General features: G+C 58.0%; 16 protein-coding genes and 1 pseudogene. 16 read left to right on the forward strand and 1 reads right to left on the reverse strand.

What is annotated here, in order from left to right; all coding sequences use genetic code 11:
• Positions 1 to 181 precede the first annotated feature (181 nt).
• Positions 182 to 1486: a CaiB/BaiF CoA transferase family protein gene (locus ACVJGD_RS41630; protein WP_456639516.1), complete on the forward strand. Its 1305-nt coding sequence runs from the start codon at positions 182 to 184 to the stop codon at positions 1484 to 1486.
• Positions 1487 to 1503: 17 nt separating this feature from the next.
• Positions 1504 to 2331 (forward strand): citryl-CoA lyase, encoded by an 828-nt coding sequence (locus ACVJGD_RS41635; protein WP_456639517.1) that lies wholly within the window; start codon positions 1504 to 1506, stop codon positions 2329 to 2331.
• A gap of 391 nt (positions 2332 to 2722) precedes the next feature.
• On the opposite strand, the pseudogene ACVJGD_RS41640 reads toward ACVJGD_RS41635, so the two are convergent.
• A pseudogene (locus ACVJGD_RS41640) lies at positions 2723 to 2885 on the reverse strand (IS5/IS1182 family transposase); the annotation flags it as partial.
• 900 nt (positions 2886 to 3785) lie between these two features.
• Here ACVJGD_RS41640 and ACVJGD_RS41645 point away from each other — a divergent pair.
• The 14 genes from ACVJGD_RS41645 (at position 3786) to cysN (ending at position 18113) form a co-directional block, all read left to right on the forward strand.
• Entirely contained in the window at positions 3786 to 5042 is a 1257-nt protein-coding gene (locus ACVJGD_RS41645) for a glycosyltransferase (protein WP_456639518.1), read from the forward strand.
• Between the two features lie 267 nt (positions 5043 to 5309).
• Positions 5310 to 5474: a hypothetical protein gene (locus ACVJGD_RS41650; RefSeq protein ID WP_456639519.1), complete on the forward strand. Its 165-nt coding sequence runs from the start codon at positions 5310 to 5312 to the stop codon at positions 5472 to 5474.
• 31 nt (positions 5475 to 5505) lie between these two features.
• Positions 5506 to 6357, forward strand: coding sequence for an alpha/beta fold hydrolase (locus ACVJGD_RS41655; RefSeq protein ID WP_456639520.1), 852 nt, complete (start codon positions 5506 to 5508; stop codon positions 6355 to 6357).
• A 359-nt stretch (positions 6358 to 6716) separates the two neighbouring features.
• Positions 6717 to 6962, forward strand: a complete 246-nt coding sequence (locus tag ACVJGD_RS41660) for a hypothetical protein (RefSeq protein ID WP_456639521.1) — start codon at positions 6717 to 6719, stop codon at positions 6960 to 6962.
• Positions 6963 to 7298: 336 nt separating this feature from the next.
• Complete coding sequence (locus tag ACVJGD_RS41665) at positions 7299 to 7742, forward strand: hypothetical protein (RefSeq protein ID WP_456639522.1); 444 nt, start codon at positions 7299 to 7301, stop codon at positions 7740 to 7742.
• 282 nt (positions 7743 to 8024) lie between these two features.
• A complete protein-coding gene (locus tag ACVJGD_RS41670; protein WP_456639523.1) occupies positions 8025 to 10232 on the forward strand; it encodes a hypothetical protein in 2208 nt (735 codons plus the stop codon).
• A gap of 412 nt (positions 10233 to 10644) precedes the next feature.
• On the forward strand, positions 10645 to 10794 hold the full coding sequence (locus ACVJGD_RS41675; protein WP_456639524.1) for a hypothetical protein: 150 nt from the start codon (positions 10645 to 10647) through the stop codon (positions 10792 to 10794).
• Positions 10795 to 10897: 103 nt separating this feature from the next.
• On the forward strand, positions 10898 to 11995 hold the full coding sequence (locus ACVJGD_RS41680; protein ID WP_456639525.1) for a GSU2403 family nucleotidyltransferase fold protein: 1098 nt from the start codon (positions 10898 to 10900) through the stop codon (positions 11993 to 11995).
• A gap of 41 nt (positions 11996 to 12036) precedes the next feature.
• Entirely contained in the window at positions 12037 to 12252 is a 216-nt protein-coding gene (locus ACVJGD_RS41685) for a hypothetical protein (RefSeq protein WP_456640611.1), read from the forward strand.
• Entirely contained in the window at positions 12212 to 12712 is a 501-nt protein-coding gene (locus ACVJGD_RS41690) for an ATP-binding cassette domain-containing protein (protein WP_456640558.1), read from the forward strand. The genes ACVJGD_RS41685 and ACVJGD_RS41690 overlap by 41 nt, the downstream gene beginning before the upstream one ends.
• A 625-nt stretch (positions 12713 to 13337) precedes the next feature.
• Positions 13338 to 14039, forward strand: coding sequence for an FkbM family methyltransferase (locus tag ACVJGD_RS41695; RefSeq protein WP_456639526.1), 702 nt, complete (start codon positions 13338 to 13340; stop codon positions 14037 to 14039).
• Between the two features lie 132 nt (positions 14040 to 14171).
• Positions 14172 to 15128, forward strand: a complete 957-nt coding sequence (locus ACVJGD_RS41700) for a GDP-L-fucose synthase family protein (protein WP_456639527.1) — start codon at positions 14172 to 14174, stop codon at positions 15126 to 15128.
• 196 nt (positions 15129 to 15324) lie between these two features.
• A complete protein-coding gene (gene cysD, locus ACVJGD_RS41705; RefSeq protein WP_456639528.1) occupies positions 15325 to 16224 on the forward strand; it encodes a sulfate adenylyltransferase subunit CysD in 900 nt (299 codons plus the stop codon).
• The gene (gene cysN / locus ACVJGD_RS41710) at positions 16224 to 18113 is read left to right on the forward strand and encodes a sulfate adenylyltransferase subunit CysN (RefSeq protein WP_456639529.1); all 1890 of its coding nucleotides are present in this window, start codon (positions 16224 to 16226) and stop codon (positions 18111 to 18113) included. Before cysD ends, cysN begins: the two co-directional genes overlap by 1 nt.
• Positions 18114 to 18668: the final 555 nt, after the last annotated feature.

The raw sequence follows: 18668 nt of genomic DNA on the forward strand, positions 1-18668 counted from the left end.
CTCATCTCCTACATAAAGAGTATTTGAATTGCGTATATCAGAACAAGTTCTGTACAGTGAAACACTGGAGGGCAGCTGAAACTGGCCGTTAAGCTGCGGGATCTGATGATCCCCTTCGCTTCATCGCCACTTGCTGCAACCCACAACGGACTGAAGATACCGCAAGAAAAGGCTTGGTCAGATGTCCCTGCCGCTCACCGGCATCCGCGTCCTCGACCTGTCGAACGTCCTGGCAGGCCCGTTCTGTGGCTACCATCTCGCGCGCCTCGGTGCCGAGGTTATCAAGGTTGAAAAGCCCAATGGAGGCGATCTCGCGCGGCGCCTTGGCGCCGATCCGCAAAGGGCAGACCGCCTTCAGGGTCTTTCCTTCGTTGCCGTCAATGCCGGCAAGCAGTCGGTGGCGCTCGATCTGAAATCTGAAGCGGGAAGGGAAGTGTTTTTCAGGCTGGTGTCCGAGGCCGATGTCCTTCTCGAAAACTTCCGCCCAAAGGTCATGGAACGGCTTGGTCTCGGTTTCGACGCGTTGTGTAGGCGCAACCCGCGCCTCATCTATTGTGCGATCTCAGGCTTTGGGCAGAACGGTCCTTGGTCCGCCCGCCCGGCCTACGACCAGATCGTCCAGGGCCTTTCCGGCGCGATGAGCGTTACCGGTGATGCAGCCACGGCTCCGCTGCGGACAGGCTTCCCGATCTCCGATACCATCGCCGGGCTAACCGCCGCCTTTGCCATCGCCGCGGCGCTCGTGGAGCAGCGGCAAACGGGCAGCGGTCGCTTCATCGACGTGTCGCTGCTCGAGGCGACCATCGCGGCTATGGGATGGGTGGTTTCCAATCACCTGAACGGCGGAGTTGAGCCGCAACCAATGGGAAACGAGAACTTTACGGCGGCACCTTCCGGCACATTCCGCACCGCGACAGGTCCGCTCAACATAGCCGCTAACGAACAGAAACAGTACCAGACGCTTTGTGACCTGATTGGCCGGCCGGATCTGAAGACCGATCCGCGCTTCGCAAAGCACGAAGTGCGTAAACTGAACCGTACGGCGCTCAACAATGAATTGAACGCAGCCTTGAACTGCAGGCCTGCGGAGGAGTGGGAGATGCTCCTGAATGCCGCCGGCGTTCCTGCTGGCTGCGTATTGACAGTTCCACAAGTGTTGCGGGAGCCGCAACTACTGGAGCGCAGTTTTGTCGAGATGCTGCCGACCGACAGGGTTGGCGAAACGCCGTTGCGCCTCACGCGTCCTGGTTTTCGGCTGGACGAGCCGTTTCCTGTCCCCTCGCTCCCTCCATCGCTTGGTGCGGACACGGAGCGATGGCTGGCTCGGCTCGGTTATGCCTCTCCGGAAATTGAGCGCCTTATCGCGAGCGGCGTCGCCGGAACGTCACGTCAAGAAGAGTTGCATTTTCCGCCGGTCCGGCGACGGACGGAGCAGCGTGACGAGCAGGGAGTTGCGCACAAGCGAGTTCGGCCGAACATAGGCTGATGCGATTGGAAAACAGAATGAGCGAAACAGAATTGCGTGAACAGGCCGCCCATTGGTGGCGTACGTCCATATGCGACATCGCCCCTGGGCGAATCGCCTACCGCGGATACCCGATCGAGGAATTGATCGGTCGCATCTCCTTCCCCGCAATGATCTGGTTGATGCTGCGCGGCGAACTGCCCACGCCGGCGCACGAGTGGCTGTTGCAAGCTGCGCTGATTGCATCGGTGGATCATGGTCCGCATGCACCTTCGATTTCCATTGCCCGGATGGCGGTCAGTTGCGGGGTACCGCTCAATGGAGCCATGGCTTCTGCAATCAACGCGCTCGACGACGTGCATGGCGGAGCTGGCCAACAGGCGATCGAACTGTACGAGGACGTCCTGCAACGCAGCGAAACAGGGTCTATCAACCAGGCCGCTGCCGAGGCGATCGACCATTTCGCCGCCACGCGCGGCAAATATCTGCCCGGTTTCGGTCACCGGTTTCACCCCGTTGATCCCCGTGCCGCCCCCCTACTAGCGTTGGTCGATGCGGCGGTCAGTGAGGGCGCAGTCAGCGGCAACTACGCCAACGCCGCACGTGCGATCGAGCGTGTGATGCGCGAACGCAAGGGCAAGCTAATTCCGATGAATATCGATGGAGCCACCGCGGTCATTTATGGTGAGTTGGGTTTTGCCGCGCCACTTGGGCGCGGGATTTTCTGCCTGTCGCGCGCGGTCGGCGTCCTGGCGCACGCATGGGAGCAGGCCGCACGCAAGGATCGCAACAAGGGACCCATGCCCAAACAGTTCGCCTACAAATACGAGGGGCAACCGCGACGCAGCCTGAAGGGGACGCCATGATGTATCTGGACCAGTCACCGCGGGTCATTGAAACACGGGTCTTTTCGGCGGCCACATGTTGTGCTCGCGACCAATGGCGAATGCATCGTCCGCATCAGATCTGCGCCGGCGCGACCGTTACGAACGTTGCCTTGGGTGCAAAGCGCATGCGTTGTTGGCTATGGAATCTTCAATCGGTTCAACAATAATTGCTGAAGTCCATGGTTTTTAGGACAGGAGCTGCTTAACCGAGCGAAATCCGACACAAACTGTCCATATGCGCAAAGCGGACGTGGGGACAATTTCGTCCCAAATATCGTCGTGCCGGCTGCCCAACCTGCGAAGGGGTACACCAGTCCCACCCACGTCGATCAACGGGGGATGGATGTCGATGCGCAGTGCGAACATCCTTGAGTACCAGTCCGATCATGAACCGGCTTGCGATCCTGGGGCGGCGCTTGTCGCTGTAAGAGGGCTGCCATCTCGCGATCGATCCAGTCCCAGTCGGTCTTGCCGCCTGGTTGAACCAGCTCGCGCTTCAAGTTGATGATCTGATCCAACCTGGTGCAAAACAGATCGGCTTTCCCCGACTTGCCTGCTTCTTCTGTCGCATCGTCTCCTCCGCTGCGACCACGGAAGCACGCCCAGAGATTCGAGGGAATCTTGAAAAGTTGCAAGCCTTCGAGCTTCGAGGCCCCGAAAGCCTCCAACCTCAAAATTCTATTCGCCATGGAATTGAAGCCTCTATCAACGTCCTCTAAGTCCTTCACGGGCGACTAACCCGACTGAGCTCGCGATTACGCGCAGATGCACATCGCTTGGGGGGCAGAATGAAGGTTCTGCCAGTTCGTTAAAATGGCTTGAAGCTTACGTGGCGTCAGGTTGTAGGCTTCGACAAACAATGTCCAAAGCTGCGCCACTAGGTGTCGATGGCCGCATCTGGCAACTTAAATTCGCGCGCCACATGAACCTGGATTTTCGCCCTAAGAGATTCGGGAGAACGATGGAGGGCAGTACTTGCTTAGTTGGCTCATTAACGCAGCCATTCGGAGGATCGCCGGATGGTCCAACAGAGCTAATTGCAGATCCGTTTGGGCTGCATTCGAGTGCGTACGACGCGCGCATCGCGACGCTTTGCATCAATTGGCTCTTTGAGGTCCGCCACTGCGCTATATCGGGGATTCAGACAGACCCTAATAAAACAGATCGACATCATCTAGCAAAACGCAAGACAGCCCGTAGCGGCGCCCCTGTTGAAGCAGTTCAGTCGGGCGTTGCATGGCTTGGACTGACGTTCTCTCCAAGTCGGATCCAGCCATTCATGTGGGTAAAACGCTTCTCGCGCCGCGTATGCTAGACCACATGGCGGTGGCGCCCTCTTCAGGTTGGCCACCCGCAGCCGATCTTCGTGCTGAGGTGGCGAGGGCGCTACGTCTTTGAAGCTGTTGCAGGACTGAAGGAGTTGAACATCTGTGATGTCCTACCATTTTCTTTTGGCCTCGTGGGGCACGTTGGGAAATCTCAGTCCGCTGCTCACCGCAGGCCGCCAGTTGCGCCGACGTGGTCATCATGTTCGGGTAATCGCTGACCCGGCCATGCGTGCAGAAGTCGAGGCTGCCGATTTCGAGTTCGTGACGTGGCGTCGCGCTCCTATCGGCGCGGCTGCAGATCCCACAGACGTCTCGGACATGCAAGGTCGGATGCGCAGGGTCGTCTTTGAGCCTTGCTCTGCCTACGCGGCCGATATTCGAGATGAGATTGGCCGCGTACCAACTGATGCTGTCCTTGGCCTCGACCTGCTGTTTGGCGCGGCGCTCGGGGCGGAAGCATCCGGCGTGCCTTTCGCGTTTCTTTCACCTCACGTGAGTATTCGCATCCTACCCGGAATGCCGCCGGCTGCATCCGGATTGGGCCAGCCGAAAACGCCAGAGGAACGCGCCGAAGTCATGGCAGCCTGTGACAGGCTTGCTGCTGTGATGAATGCGTCCCTTCCTATCCTCAATCGGGCTCGCGTCGACCTCAGTCTTCCCGTTCTTGGGGACGTTATGGATCTGTTCGACCGGGCTGACCGAGTTCTGCTGGCAATCAGTCAGGCCCTCGACTTCGAGGCTGACGCTCTTCCGAACAATCTGCGCTATATCGGACCGTTGCTCGATGTGCCGATTTGGTCCAAGTCGTGGCAGGCTCCCTGGTCCGGACCGCCAGATCGTCCCCGTGCGCTGATCGCGTGCAGCACGGGGGCGCAGGGCCAGCGTGATCTGTTTCAACGGGTCATCAGCGCGATCGGAACCGTTGATATCGACGCCGTTTTCACAACAGGTCCGAATTTGGACATCGCCGACCTTCGTTCTCCGAAGAACGTGCATCTGGTGCGCGGCGCTCCTCATGACTCCGTCATGAAGAGCGTTTCGCTGGTCATATCGCAAGGCGGCCACGGCACCGTCGCCCGTTCATTGATCAACGCTTTGCCTCAACTCGTTCTGCCAATGGGACGAGACCAGTTAGCCAATGCTGCGCGCGTCGAAGCGAAGGGAGTTGGGCTTCGGTTGGCCCCGACTGCTTCCGAACCCGAAATAGTGGCAGCTATAAACCGGCTGATCTCGGAACCGCAATTCAAAGTGGAGGCCCGTAAGCTCGGCGAGGCTATCAAGGCCGAGATTGATAGATCCGGCCTTGTCAACGAAATGGAGGATCTCGCCGCAGTCGGACACTGGCGACGCAGCCACTCGTAAATGATCAACGGAGCACACCCCTTGGCGATGATTTGCCTCTCGCGGATGCGAACATTTCAAAGCCGCGACATGGCACTAACCTTGATGCCGGTCAAAGAGAAACATGACATTACGCATTCATCCCAATTCGTTCGCCTTCAGCTTTTTGCTCGGCCTTCTGGCTTCCCTGCCGACGTTTTGGCATAGACATCTTGCCGCACGCCACGAACGAAGTGGGACTGCCAACGCCAGAAATCGCGCGATCCGTTACTGGCCGCAATAGCTTTCGTGCAAATGATTGGTGCGGCTTCCAGCGCGATGGTCGCTGCGCTTTTTGACGGTCATTCGGCATTTTCGATGACGGCGGTGATGCTTGGTTTCTTTTGCTTCTTGGCGGTCGCCACCTATGTTGGCGTCGTTCTTCGAGCCAAGCGATTCGCTGAAGTCGGATGAATGGCACTTTAGTTCAGGAGGAAAGACCGTGATGTCATATGACAAGTTGGAGCCCGTTCTGTTGAACCGCGATGGTGTACGTTTGGCACATGTTGAGGCCGGACCTGCAACCTCGCAACTTCTCCCGCTGCTCCTTATCAATGGCTGGACCGGTGACCACCGCATCTTTGCGCCTCAGATTGCTCATTTTGCTCAAAGCCGTCGTATCGTGGCCGTCAATCTTCGCGGCCACGGCGCCAGCGACGCACCCGAGCAGGACTACACCATCGCAGGATTGGCGGACGATATCGCCTGGCAATGCGCTCAACTGCAACTGCACAAGCCGGTTGTGATCGGCCACAGCATGGGGGGCCGCATCGCGCTGGAACTGTGCGGCCGCTATCCGGACCTGGCCTCTGGTATGGTCATGATCGACACGATTGTCATGCCGCCTCCGATCTTGCGCGAATCGAGTGAACTTCGAGCGCTACTGGCAGGTATCAGTGGCCCCAGCTATCTGTCGATCCTAAAAGCAAAGGCATGGGAGCTGGGCTGCGATTTCGACGATCCCGCCCGCCGAAAGATGATCTACGAGACCTATGTACTTCCACCTTGCGAGAAAACGCCACAGCATGTGGCCTATTCGATGATACGGAACGCTACCCTGAACTATGATCCGGTCCCCGCTGCAGAAGCCTGCCAGATTCCCATGGCCTATATTTCCGCGGATGTTCCGCTGGTGAACGTGGCGCGCGGCCTCGATCGGCTACAGGAGATCTGTCCACAGCTGGTGATCGCGAAGACGATGCTCGCCGGACATTTCAACACGATCGAGGTTGCAGATCAGGTCAATGCGATGCTCGACCGGTTTCTCGACGTCGGCCTCTGCCGGCACAAAAACTGATGTGCAGCCTTGAGCATGATCCGGGGAACTGTGAGCGGCTTTCCCTAACAATGCAGACCGTCTGCGCCAGGTGTTCCGTGTCGTGGAGTCGATCTCAGCCCTGAGCGCGCTAACGCTTCGGTGGATGCCGCGTTCGAGAGCCGCTGGGACAAATCCGAGGCATCATCACACTCATTACTCGAGGGTAATGTGAAGCCGCAGCTTCGATATTCTAACTAGGAAATCGACGGAAGCCGTCTCGCGCATGCTAGCGTGAACGCGCATGTTCGCAGCACAGGTTTGGACAGTGAACAACTTCGCCGAGAGCTCACAACATAGCTCTTGCAAGCGAACCAACAGTCACAGGAAGGTAGCTAATCTTGATCCAGGCTGAAGAGGACGTGGTCAAGCACATGCTCGCATCATTAACTTCCAGCGCGCTGCAGAGTCGCATTGCGCCCACCGACGAGCAGGTCGCGTACCATTTTAGGCTTGCGTGCGAGAAGGCGGGTCTCATCCCTACGGATGCATCTACCATCCGGATCTTGAAGCGCCTCTCACGTGAGGTCCGCAAGGCCCAGTCGGTGCTCGACTTTATCGACCGCAGCGGGGCGCAATTGCAATGAACTGAGGGCTGAAACTCCTCACTGCCAGCAGCAAGCAATGAGCCGCGCAACGGGCTGGGCCGGTGTGCATCTGGGGCGCGTCTTGCACGGCTGAGAAACGGTCGGGTGTGCGGGTAACGCACTTGATCTGGGCTTTTGCGGCTCTGGCGGCGGAGTTGGTTTGAGTTTGCGGGCGGATGGATTTTTCGCAAGCAAGAGCCCGCGGGGTAGGTCGCATGTAGGCGCAGAGTCGTTCCGCTCAAGCTTGGTCACCCCGAGCGGCAGAAGAAGCGTGACCGAGTCACTAATGTAGATCCGAAGAGAGGAGAAGCAATGGCGATAAAGGACTGTCGCTAGATGCAAGAAGGCTTTAGATGTCACCATTTTGCAGAGGCTGCGGCAGGCGTCGTATTGAGCAAAGCCAAGCAAGCGGACCACAAGCGCCGGGACAACGGCAAGAAAGAGCGCGCGGCGCAACAGATTGGCCATTCTCGAAGCGGCTCAGAGTCGGGATCGAAATATTTGCGACCGATGCAACATCGCCGGCATGCTCGGCTCGAGCGCGGGCTTACACTTGAGCGGACCTGCGCCGCGTTGGGAATGGACCTGTCGAGCTTGTTTAGAGAGGTCGAGCAAACCAGGGGCGAGGCTCAACTGATCAACGCGGCTGACCAAATGGAGGTTGTCCGTTCAGGCACCAAGCACGGGCACACCTATCGTCTGCTCTCCCATCACAAGAGCCCGTGCAAGATCTTCGAACCGTTCCCTATAAACATGGTGAGCGAGGTGACTTTTTTCTAAGACGTCAGCTTCTCGAAAGGTAACCCTCCTAGCATGAGGACCTCAATATCTAGACGGCGATGCCGTGTACCGCAAAGGAACTGAGCACCGGAGTGCACGATTGCAGTGACTGGAGGAGTCGCAGGCGGCGGTCTTGCCAATGGTAATGACGCTTGATTCTCTGCTCGTTCAGGCAGAGCCAATTCGGATTCTCGGCCAAGTCTCAGCCGCTTTCAATCTATACCTCAATCGTCTCTCCCGTACGCCAGATGCGAACTTTGCTGTGCAGTCTTGTGAGGTACCATGGAGCGGACGAATAACAATTTTAACCTGTTTGATTTTGATGTAGAAGGATTTGCCCAAGCGTACTATCAACAGTCGCGGGTGGGGCAGCAATCGGGCGACGCGAGCCAGCAAGCCGGCTTTGAGCAGCATCTGGGCGACTTGCAACTCAGCTCGTCCGAGAAGAGCTTCCCAGACGCTCGTTCGCCTGAAGTGAATCCCGCAGAAGGCGGTGGAGGGATCCGGCGCGCTGACATCGGCGGCTCGATGCGGATGCCTCCGCAGTCCCGGCTGAGTGACAACTCGTTCAGCACTACGCGCCACAGCGTAGATATACCTCGCGCTCACCTTGGAGGTCCGACCCAACTCCCGCAGCAGTCCAATTTGCGGGATGATCTGTTCAGCAGCGCGCGCAACACGTTGTCATCTGAGGCGCAGCCCGCGATGCAGACGAAGAATAGCAAAAACCGGGGACTGTGGTCGCGCATCAAGTCAGGGGTCGGGAAAGCGTTCGGGGGGAGTCGCAGCGAAAAGTCGCCTAGTGCCGCGGCGGAGCAAGAGGTCCTTTCAACGAAATTTCGAGCGGATCACGCCAAGCAACCCGCCCGCATACGCGGTGTCCCTGAGGAGGACGAGGCGCTCTTGGAGGAGTTTAAAAGCCAAGCCCACGGCAGGCTGCGTGATGGCACCATTCGGAATGCCGTAGCCGACCTGCGCAATTTCAGCGCCTGGCTTAACCAGAACCGGAGGGCATCAATTGCCGACCGGCTTGGCAACCCTGAGTTGGAAGCTGGGTTGGATCTCGATGTGGCGGCCTACGCGAAGGCTCAGAAGGATCCTAAGATTAGCAGCAGGCGCACCATCGCGGCCTTGAAAAAGCTCGGGGATGTCCAGGCTGGAAAGGCCTTGTCAACCAATAGCTACCGCTTGGCTCCTTATGCCGCAGACGCGACCCTCATCGACATGTGGGCCGGGGCAGAAAAGGCGACAGGCAGGGTTGAGCCGGAAACAGTGGATAGACAGGCCCGCCGTCTTTCCAGGCTGAGTGATTGGCTGCAAACGCACGAGAAGGGGGCCATGGCTGGTCGACTCTTCACCGATGGGCTGGCCCAAGATGTTGAAGAGTACAAAAACAAAACCGAGGACACCAAAATCAACGCCGATTTGCTCAGGCTTCGGCGATACCAACAAGTTGTCGAGGCGAACAGAGCGCTGGGGTTGCTTCCTCCTGAGGAAGCGCGTCCGCTCGCCGGGGAAGGCGCTCGGCAGCCTGGGTCGGCGCAGGAGCTTCCCGCAACGCCAGCCACCCCGAGCGCGGGAGCTTGGGATTATCTTCGGGAGCAGATGCAAGAACCCACTCCATCGTCGTCCACGCCATACCGTGGCCCGGAGCCGAGCTCGTTTCAGGAGCTTCCGGCAACGCCATCCACTCCGAGCGTGGGAGCTTGGGATTATCTTCGGGAGCAGATGCAAGAATCCACTCCATCGTCGTCCATGCCATACCGTGGCCCGGAGCCGAGCTCGTTTCAGGAGCTTCCGGCAACGCCATCCACTCTGAGCGCGGGAGCTTGGGATTATCTTCAGGAGCAGATGCAAGACCCCATTCCATCTCACTCTGTAAGGCGTCCGTCGCCAGACATCTACGGCGGTCTTGGGTCATTGGTTGATCTCAATCCGCCCACCCCGTATGAACTGCGCGACGATGCTCACTCTACGCCGGCCCCTGGCGTTGCCAGACCGCCGTCCTTCGCTGGGCCATCAGGGGCACCTCAGGAGCTACGGGATATCGGACCTATCGTTGGCGAGGGCTGGCGCCATGGCTCCCAACCAGCCTCGGACGTCCTGATCGACGTACTGGGTAACATCAATCTCCTGCCGAACCAGTTCGGCCCAAGCCAGTTCTTGATCAACGTCGAGCACTACTCGGCCACGTTCGGGCCGGGAGGACGCCGGGACGTTCGTCTCATCCATCATCCTCGCGCTAGGCAGATGAATGAAGCTGGGCCATCCCGTCAGCCGCAAGGCGATCTCGGGTTCTTGATCCGCGGGGGATGGCAGCACCGCGAACGCTGGCTTCCGCCTTTCCTTCTCCGCGCAATAGAGGGCGGGCACCTCATGCCGGACGCGGGGCGCCCCACGTATTTCAACATCCGCAACGTGCCTTACAGGGCCGAGCTGCAAGAAACGGACCGCGGCTCACGCGTTCGTATCTATCCTGAAGCTGGCTGAAGAACGCGCTTGAACTGCTACCTCGCGGGTCAGCGGAGTGGCACAGCGGGAGCGGCGGTTGTCGAGCTCCGGCACTTCGCAGACGCGGCGCCGACGGCGTGTGGCGGGCGAACCTAGCGCGCGAAAGTTGGGCTCGCGCATCGCCGTCTATATCTGGGAAGCCCGGACGACCATGAGGAGATAAGGGACGGCTGACCGAAGAACGAGGCTATCTCGCGCATCGTGAAGGGTGGAGGTCAAGACTGTCAAACTACGCGCACGCGCGAGTAGGAGTGCAGTCGACAAGCGAGCTCATTTGGCAAGAACACGGGCGCAGCGGGACGGAGAATATCAAGGGCCGTTGTGTCGCCTTTTAGCTCTCAGGAAGTACGATGGTGCGTCTCGAGTGCCACTTGCCGATTGCGAGCGATGGTTGCCGAAGGGCCTGATGGAAGCTTTCAGACACTACGGAGAAGAAGCGTTCCGCTTGGCGATCGAGACCGAGGTCGTCGATGTGGTGCCCTCGTTCGATGATCGACAGTTGGCGGATCGCGCCGTTCTGCGGGCGGGGCGCCGAAAGTGACGTCAAGCCTTGGAGCGTTGGGCGGATTTGGACCTGTATCGAGGAACCGGTTTCAACACTCTGTGCGATTTTTCATTATAACTGTTGAAACCATTGTTTTTCAATGATAAATACGCTTCATCAAAAGGATGTCAATCCAATCCAAGCTGTTAAAACCATGCAATTTCAAGAACTTAACAATGATCAGCGGCGCGAGGTGGTCAACAGCCAACAGCGGTTCCAGGCTCTCAGAGATGCCAAGGCGACGCGGGATGCGCAACGCGGATCTTTGACGTGGGTGGAGTCTAAAGGGCATGAGTACCTGGTTCGCAGCTACTACGATAAGGCCGGTCTGAGGAAGCAAACCTCACTCGGCGCGCGCTCTCCTGAAACAGAGAAGATGAAGGCCGATTTCGAGGCCCGACGCGCCGCGGCCGAGGGTCGCTGGAAGAACCTGCGCGCAACGATGGACCGGCAAGCTGCCGTTAACCGCGCGCTCGGGCTCGGACGTGTCCCATTGATCGGAGCTCGCATCACGCGCGCTCTCGACGGGTTCGGAATGTTGGGCTCGGGTATCCGAATTCTCGGGACCAATGCGATTTACGGCTATGAAGCCTCATCCGGAGTCCGGATAGATCCGGGGTTGGCCACGACGGAAGACATCGATCTCCTCTTGGATGCGCGTGGTGGACTTACGTTCGTCGCCGACGAAGACGTCTCCGAGTCCTCCCTCATGAAGATACTTAAACGCGTCGACACCAGCTTTCAAAGGTCCAAGCAGACGTTCCGCGCCGTGAATCGGGACGGCTATCTCGTCGACCTGATCAAACCGATGCAGAACCCTCTCTGGAAGGAAGCTCCTGACAAAGTTGGATCGGATCCGGACGATCTGAGTGCTGTCCAGATCGAAGGACTCGACTGGCTGCAGAATTCTCCTCCCTTCGAAGCGATCGCCATCGACGAAAAGGGCGAGCCGACGCGCATCGTCGCTCCCGACCCGCGGGTATGGGCGGCCAATAAGCTTTGGTTGTCCCGTCGTGCGGATCGCGAGCCGCTCAAGCGGCAGCGAGATGCTGCGCAGGCCGAAGCTGTGGCTACTCTGGTGGCGAACTATCTCACCTATTTGCCGTTCGACCCTGAGCAGTTGCGTATGCTGCCCAAAGACGTCGTAGCTGAAGCGGCGCCGATGTTCGCTGAAAACGGCGCCGCTCCGCGTCCCTAAGAACGAAGTCGGCCCCGAAGAGAGCCCATTCGAGCCTGGCGATGATCACCGGCGGCATGATTGCCAAGCCGATCTTCGCCATGATGATCGGCATCATCAACAGTAGCACCAGCATCAGCATAGGATTGCCTTGGCCCGGCCCGGCAGCGATCACGGCGGGCCGGCCGCGCGCTGAAACTCTGATCCATCCTCGAATTGGTTGCGATCACCGCAGAAATGCCTATTTGTGCTGGCGGAGATTTCTTTGCAGGGGTTAGTGCTTGTCTTCCTATCAGAACGCCGATTTTTGATGACTTGGGCACCGACTTACGAGTTCGGGTCGTTCTAAGAGCCCAAAATCGAGTCGTTCTTATCATCCGACCGAGTCGTTCTTACAGTGGGCCGACGCCTTCGAGGCCGTCAGCGACCTCGACTTCAGGATTGCGCCCGGCGAACTGGGTTTGCATTGTTGGTCCATCCGGCTGTGGCAAGTCGACTCTGCTCGGCGGGCTCGCCGAACCTCTGCAGGTCACCCGGGGCAGCTTACCGTGGACGATCAGCCGATCTGGGTCCGAGCCCGGATCGCGGAAATCGCGTTTCAGCAGCACACGCTGTTTCCCCGGAAAGCGGGTACGCGAATGTCGCGTTCGGACCAAGGATGCGCGGCATCGACAACGCGCAGCGGGTCAATGCTTTCTGACCGCAGACCTACGCGCCATGCCGCCGATCCGATTCTGAAGCTAGTTGGTCTTGAAGGTTTCGAGCCGTTCTATCCCTCGCAACTTTTCCGGCGCCATGCAACAGCGAGTTGAGATCGTGCGGGTTCTGACATCCAGCTCCATGTCTTTGCTGATGGACGAGCCATTCGGCGCGCTAGATGCACAAACGCGCCGCATGATGCCCAAGATTCCAACGACGACCGTCTTCGTAACCCACGATATCGAAGAGGCGCTCTTCCTGGCTGATCGGATCGTCGTCATGAGCGCAAGACCGGGGCGATTGATCGATGACATCCGACTGCGGCGGAATAGATCGATCTGCCCTTCGCGACGAGGGTCGATTACTTCTTGCCGCCACCGCTCCGCCATTCTGACCACGAGAAATCTGTAGCAGTCTCGAACACCCGCAAGGCTGCAGGCGTCAAAATTAGGCACCCACGCTCTATGAAATTCCTCGACTTCCAGGCTACTGTTTTTTCGATTACATGAGTCTTAGTTCAATCTGCGCGTGAACTCTTTGGGTGAGGTCTATCGGCAGGTCAGGCGAGTATCATCCTGTTGCCTGCGTTTGCACATTATATACATTGATATACATTGCACGGGAACGTCGCGCGTGTGATTGAGGCTTCGCGGAGGAAGTTTCAATGAATCTCCGCAAGACATCTAAGATAGTCTGGCGCCCGATGGATACAGAACCCGCATCTTCCCTAGACGTGCATCAGCACATCATTTCTCTTCTTCAAAGACCAGATCCGGTCATCTTGGACATCGGTTGCAACGACGGAACCGATACGCGACATTTTCTCAGGCTGTGCCCAAAGGCTCAGCTCTATTGCTTTGAGCCGGACCCCCGAGCGGTTGCTCGCTTCAAGAAAAACATGGATCTGGACCTCGACAGGGTGAATCTATTTGAGATCGCGATCAGTGATCGAAATGGCAGGATCGACTTCCATCCAAGCAATGGAGATGGAGAAGCGAAGGAATGGGACCTCTCCGGTTCAATACGGCGACCCAAGAATCATCTTACCGAATATGATTGGGTTCGGTTTGATCGCCCCATTTCAGTTGAAACTCGACGGCTGGATGACTGGTGCAGCGAAGCAAACCTGAACAAGGTCGATTTCATCTGGATGGATGTGCAGGGAGCTGAGTCCGATGTCATCGCTGGCGGTAGACAGACTTTGAGCAACACGCGCTTCATTTATACGGAATACAGCGACGAGGAGCTCTACGAAGGGCAGCTGTCTCTGAAAGCCATCCTTGAGCTTCTACCTTCGTTCGAAGTGGCGTCTCACTATCCCCGCGCGGTGGAGGGCGATGTGTTGCTCAGGAATACGCGCATTTAGAATAGCCCCGCGTCCCTCCTGTTGCAGGTTTTCACATCCGCTAGTCGAAGATTGAAGGCTTATCTGCGTCAGCCGAAGCTGCCGCTTCGGCGCTTGCGGCAGCCCGGAAAGCCCGAAGAGGCTGGAGTTCCAATGGGAAGAATTCCATTTCAGCTGACGGGAAAGAGCGTCTTTGTCGCCGGCCATCGCGGCATGGTGGGCAGCGCCCTCGTGCGAAGACTCGCACAGGAAAACGTGCGGTTGCTGACGGTCGCGAAAACCCAGGTCGATCTGCGAAACCAGGCCGCAGTCCTTCAATGGTTTTCGGCCAAGCGACCACAGGTCGTCTTTCTTGCCGCGGGCAAGGTCGGTGGCATCCTCGCAAACCATACGCTGCGCGGCGAGTTTATCTACGACAATCTCGCCATCGCTACAAATGTGATCCATGCGGCACACTTGAACGGCGTTGAGAAGCTCATGTTCCTGGGCTCCTCCTGCATTTATCCAAGGCTAGCCTCACAGCCCATACAGGAGGATTCCCTCCTGACCGGGCCGCTTGAGCCGACCAACGAGCCATATGCCATCGCCAAAATTGCCGGACTCAAGCTGGCCGAGGCTTATCGAGCACAGTACGGCAACGACTTTATCAGCGTGATGCCAACCAATCTCTACGGACCGGGTGACAACTATCATCCCGAACACAGCCACGTCGTTGCCGCGCTGATCCGCCGATTCCACGAGGCGAAGGTCTCCAGATCTCCTTCCGTCATCGTTTGGGGCACGGGCACGCCGTGTCGGGAATTCCTGTATGTCGAGGATATGGCGGACGGCTGCGTGCATCTCATGAAATCCTACTCAGGCTCCGAACCTGTCAACATTGGCGCCGGCGAAGATGTTTCTATCGCCGAGTTTGCGCTTCTGGTGGCCAGCAGTATCGGATATCGGGGAGAGATCAAATTCGATAGCTCGCGCCCCGACGGCATGCCGCGCAAATTGCTCGACGTTGGGCATCTGGCAAGGCTTGGCTGGAAGGCACGGACCTCGCTCGAGGAAGGCCTAAAACTCGCGTACGCATCCTTCCTAAGAGAATCCAGTCAGGCAGCCGAATGACTAGTCGCAAGGCAGTTCTGTCCTCAAAGAAGGCCATACTCGCGGCCCCTGCAAAGCACGGACCACCTGATTGGCTTGTGACGTAACTTTTCGGCGCCGCTCGTTGACTTCCGGAACGGTCAGTTTGTCGCCTGGGGCGGACGCGCTGCGTCAAACGGCGCCTAGGAACAGAGATCCTGCATCAACGAAGAACGATATGCTGCCGAAACATCTGCGCCGTCTCGAAGCTGAATCGATCGAAATCATGCGTGATGTGGTCGCCGAGTTCAAAAGGCCGGTCATGCTCTATTCGATCGGCAAAGACTCGAGTGTCATGCTGCACGTCGCACTCAAGGCGTTCTATCCCGCGAAGTTGCCCTTTCCCCTGCTTCACGTCGACACGACCTGGAAGTTTCGTGAGATGATCACTTTCCGGGATGAGACAGCCAGGCGGCTCGGCGTCGACCTGATCATCCACGTGAACAAAAAAGGCATCGAGCGCGGGATCAACCCGATCGATTCCGGCTCAGCTCTTCATACACAGGTGATGAAGACCGAGGCCTTGAAGGAGGCGCTCGATCTTTATCAGTTCGATGCCGCCTTCGGAGGGGCGCGACGTGACGAGGAAAAGAGCCGCGCGAAAGAACGGATCTTCTCCTTCCGTGCGGCCGGACACCTGTGGGACCCCCGCAGCCAGCGGCCGGAGCTCTGGAACCTCTTCAACACACGGATCCGCCAGGGCGAAACAATGCGTGTGTTCGCAATGTCGAACTGGACCGAGCTCGACGTCTGGGAATACATCATGCTCGAGAAGATCCCAGTCGTCCCGCTCTACTTCGCAAAGCAAAGACCCGTGGTCCGGCGAAGCGGCACAATGATCATGGTCGACGACAAGCGATTGCCGCTTCGGTCTAACGAGACGCCCGAGATTCGGATGATCCGTTTCCGTACACTGGGATGCTATCCGTTGAGCGGGGCCATCGATTCCGACGCGACCACGATCGAGGACATCGTCGCGGAAATGCAGAGTGCGACGATATCTGAGCGCCAGGGGCGCTTGATTGATATCGATGAAGCCGCTTCGATGGAGAAGAAGAAGCGGGAAGGTTACTTCTGATGACTTCCAGAACGACAACGGAGCTCGTCAAGGTCGGCACGAAGGACCAGCTGCGATTCATCACCTGTGGTTCGGTAGACGACGGAAAGTCGACGCTGATCGGCCGGCTGCTGCACGACAGCAAGATGATCTACGAGGATCAGCTTACGGCGCTGGTACGCGACAGCGCCAAGCACGGCACCACTGGCAACGATATCGATTTTGCGCTGCTCGTCGACGGGCTTGAAGCCGAACGAGAGCAAGGCATCACGATCGATGTGGCCTACCGCTTCTTTACCACCCCGCGTCGCTCGTTCATGGTGGCCGACGCGCCCGGCCACGAGCAGTACACCCGTAACATGGCAACTGGCGCCTCGAACGGCCAGCTCGCTATCATCCTGATCGATGCCCGCAAGGGTGTGCTGGTCCAGACCAAGCGTCACTCCTTCATCTGTTCTCTGCTCGGTATTCGCCATGTCGTGCTGGCAGTGAACAAGATCGATCTCGTCAAGTCCAAAAAGGAGAGTTTTGACCGGATCATCGACGAGTATGTGGCCTTTGCTGCCGATCTCGGCTTCACCTCGATCGTTCCGATCCCGATCTCCGCCCGGTACGGCGACAACGTCATCAACCGCTCCGGCAACACCCGGTGGTACCGTGGGCCTTGCTTGCTCGAATATTTGGAGAATATCGATATTCAGTCCGACGCCGAGAGCCAGGCCTTCCGCTTTCCGGTCCAGTGGGTGAACCGGCCCAACCTAGACTTCCGCGGCTATGCTGGCTCGGTGGCGTCCGGGAGCATCTCGGCAGGAGATGAGATCATTGTAGCAGCGTCTGGATGGACCACGCGTGTCAAGAGGATCGTGACCCAGGACGGCGATCTTCCTCGCGCTGAGGCGGGCGATGCCGTCACCATTACACTCGAAGACGAAATCGATGTCAGCCGAGGCGATCTTCTGGTGCGTCCGACCGAGCGGCGGCCAGAGGTCGCCGACCAGTTCGCCGCTCATCTGATCTGGATGGACAAGGACCCACTCGTGGCTGGACGCAATTACATCCTGCGCATCGGAACACAGACCGTAGCCGCTTGCATTACTGCAATCAAGCATCGAATCGACGTTAATACACGTGAGCACCTGGCAGCCAGGACGCTTAGCCTCAACGAGATCGGCTTCTGCAATGTCGCGACCGCGCTGCCCGCGGCGTTCGATCCTTACGAAGTCAATCGCAAGACCGGATCATTCATCGTCATCGACCGTTATACCAATCGCACGGTCGGCGCCGGCATGATCGCGTTTCCGCTGCGGCGGGCTACCAATATCGCTTGGCAACCCCTTTTAGTGGGTAAGAACGAGCGCGCCGCGCTAAAAAATCAGAAGCCTTGCATCATCTGGTTCACCGGCCTGTCCGGCGCGGGGAAGTCGACCATTGCCAACATCGTCGATCAAAAGCTGTTCGCAATGTCACACCACACCATGCTGCTTGATGGGGACAACGTGCGGCACGGACTAACCCGGGACCTTGGCTTCACCGAAGCCGACCGTGCTGAAAATATTCGGCGTGTCGGCGAAGTCGCCAAGTTGATGGCTGACAGCGGTCTGATCGTGATTTGCTCGTTCATTTCGCCCTATAGGGTCGAGCGAGACATGGTGCGCAGCCTGGTTGCCAAGGAGGAGTTCATCGAAGTTTTTGTCGACACGCCGATCGAAGAATGCGCGCGGCGCGATCCGAAGGGTCTCTATCCAAAGGTGAAGTCCGGCAAGATCAAGAACTTCACGGGCATCGATGCGCCCTACGAGACACCTATAAGACCCGAAATCCATCTCAGGACCCTGGGGCAGACACCCGAGCAACTAGCAAAAGCCGTGCTCGACGTTCTGATGACCCGCGCAATCGTCCGAAGTCGCTAGCAATAACTGCCATTCTTACCAGAACTCTCGACCCAACGAACTCCTGCAACTTGCGCCACAAAAGACCGAGAGCCCGATCAGCACGGGCTTGCCGTGAGGAGGACCAACAGCAACGCTTCATACACATACTCGATACAGCGCTGACGCGATGTCTAGGTTAAAATGCGGGGCCGATCCGACCTGCAGAACGTACCTTCTGAATCTGTTGCTTATTTCGTGCAAGTTGACGACATCAGCGCCAAAGAAAAGACCTTCCCTAAGAGCTGACGAACCAAGAGCGCCACCAATGCGTTTGGCATCATCCGGAAAACTGAAGAAGAAGGACGTTTTGCAGGAGGTTCGCTCTGCGCACGCCGTGGAGCGCGGGGCGAGGGCACTTGAGCGGAACGCCGGCAACCGGGCGGCATTCACTCTGCCGTGCGGCAACCTGAGACGTGGGCCTTTCAATATGCTCCGCTCTAACAGAGAAAGAACGTTGGTATGGTGAAAGTGGTGAACTTCCTCCTACCATCTATAGAGCCGAGACCTGGCGCCCATTAGGTCTACCAAGACGCC

This window comes from Bradyrhizobium sp. USDA 10063 (assembly GCF_054063735.1).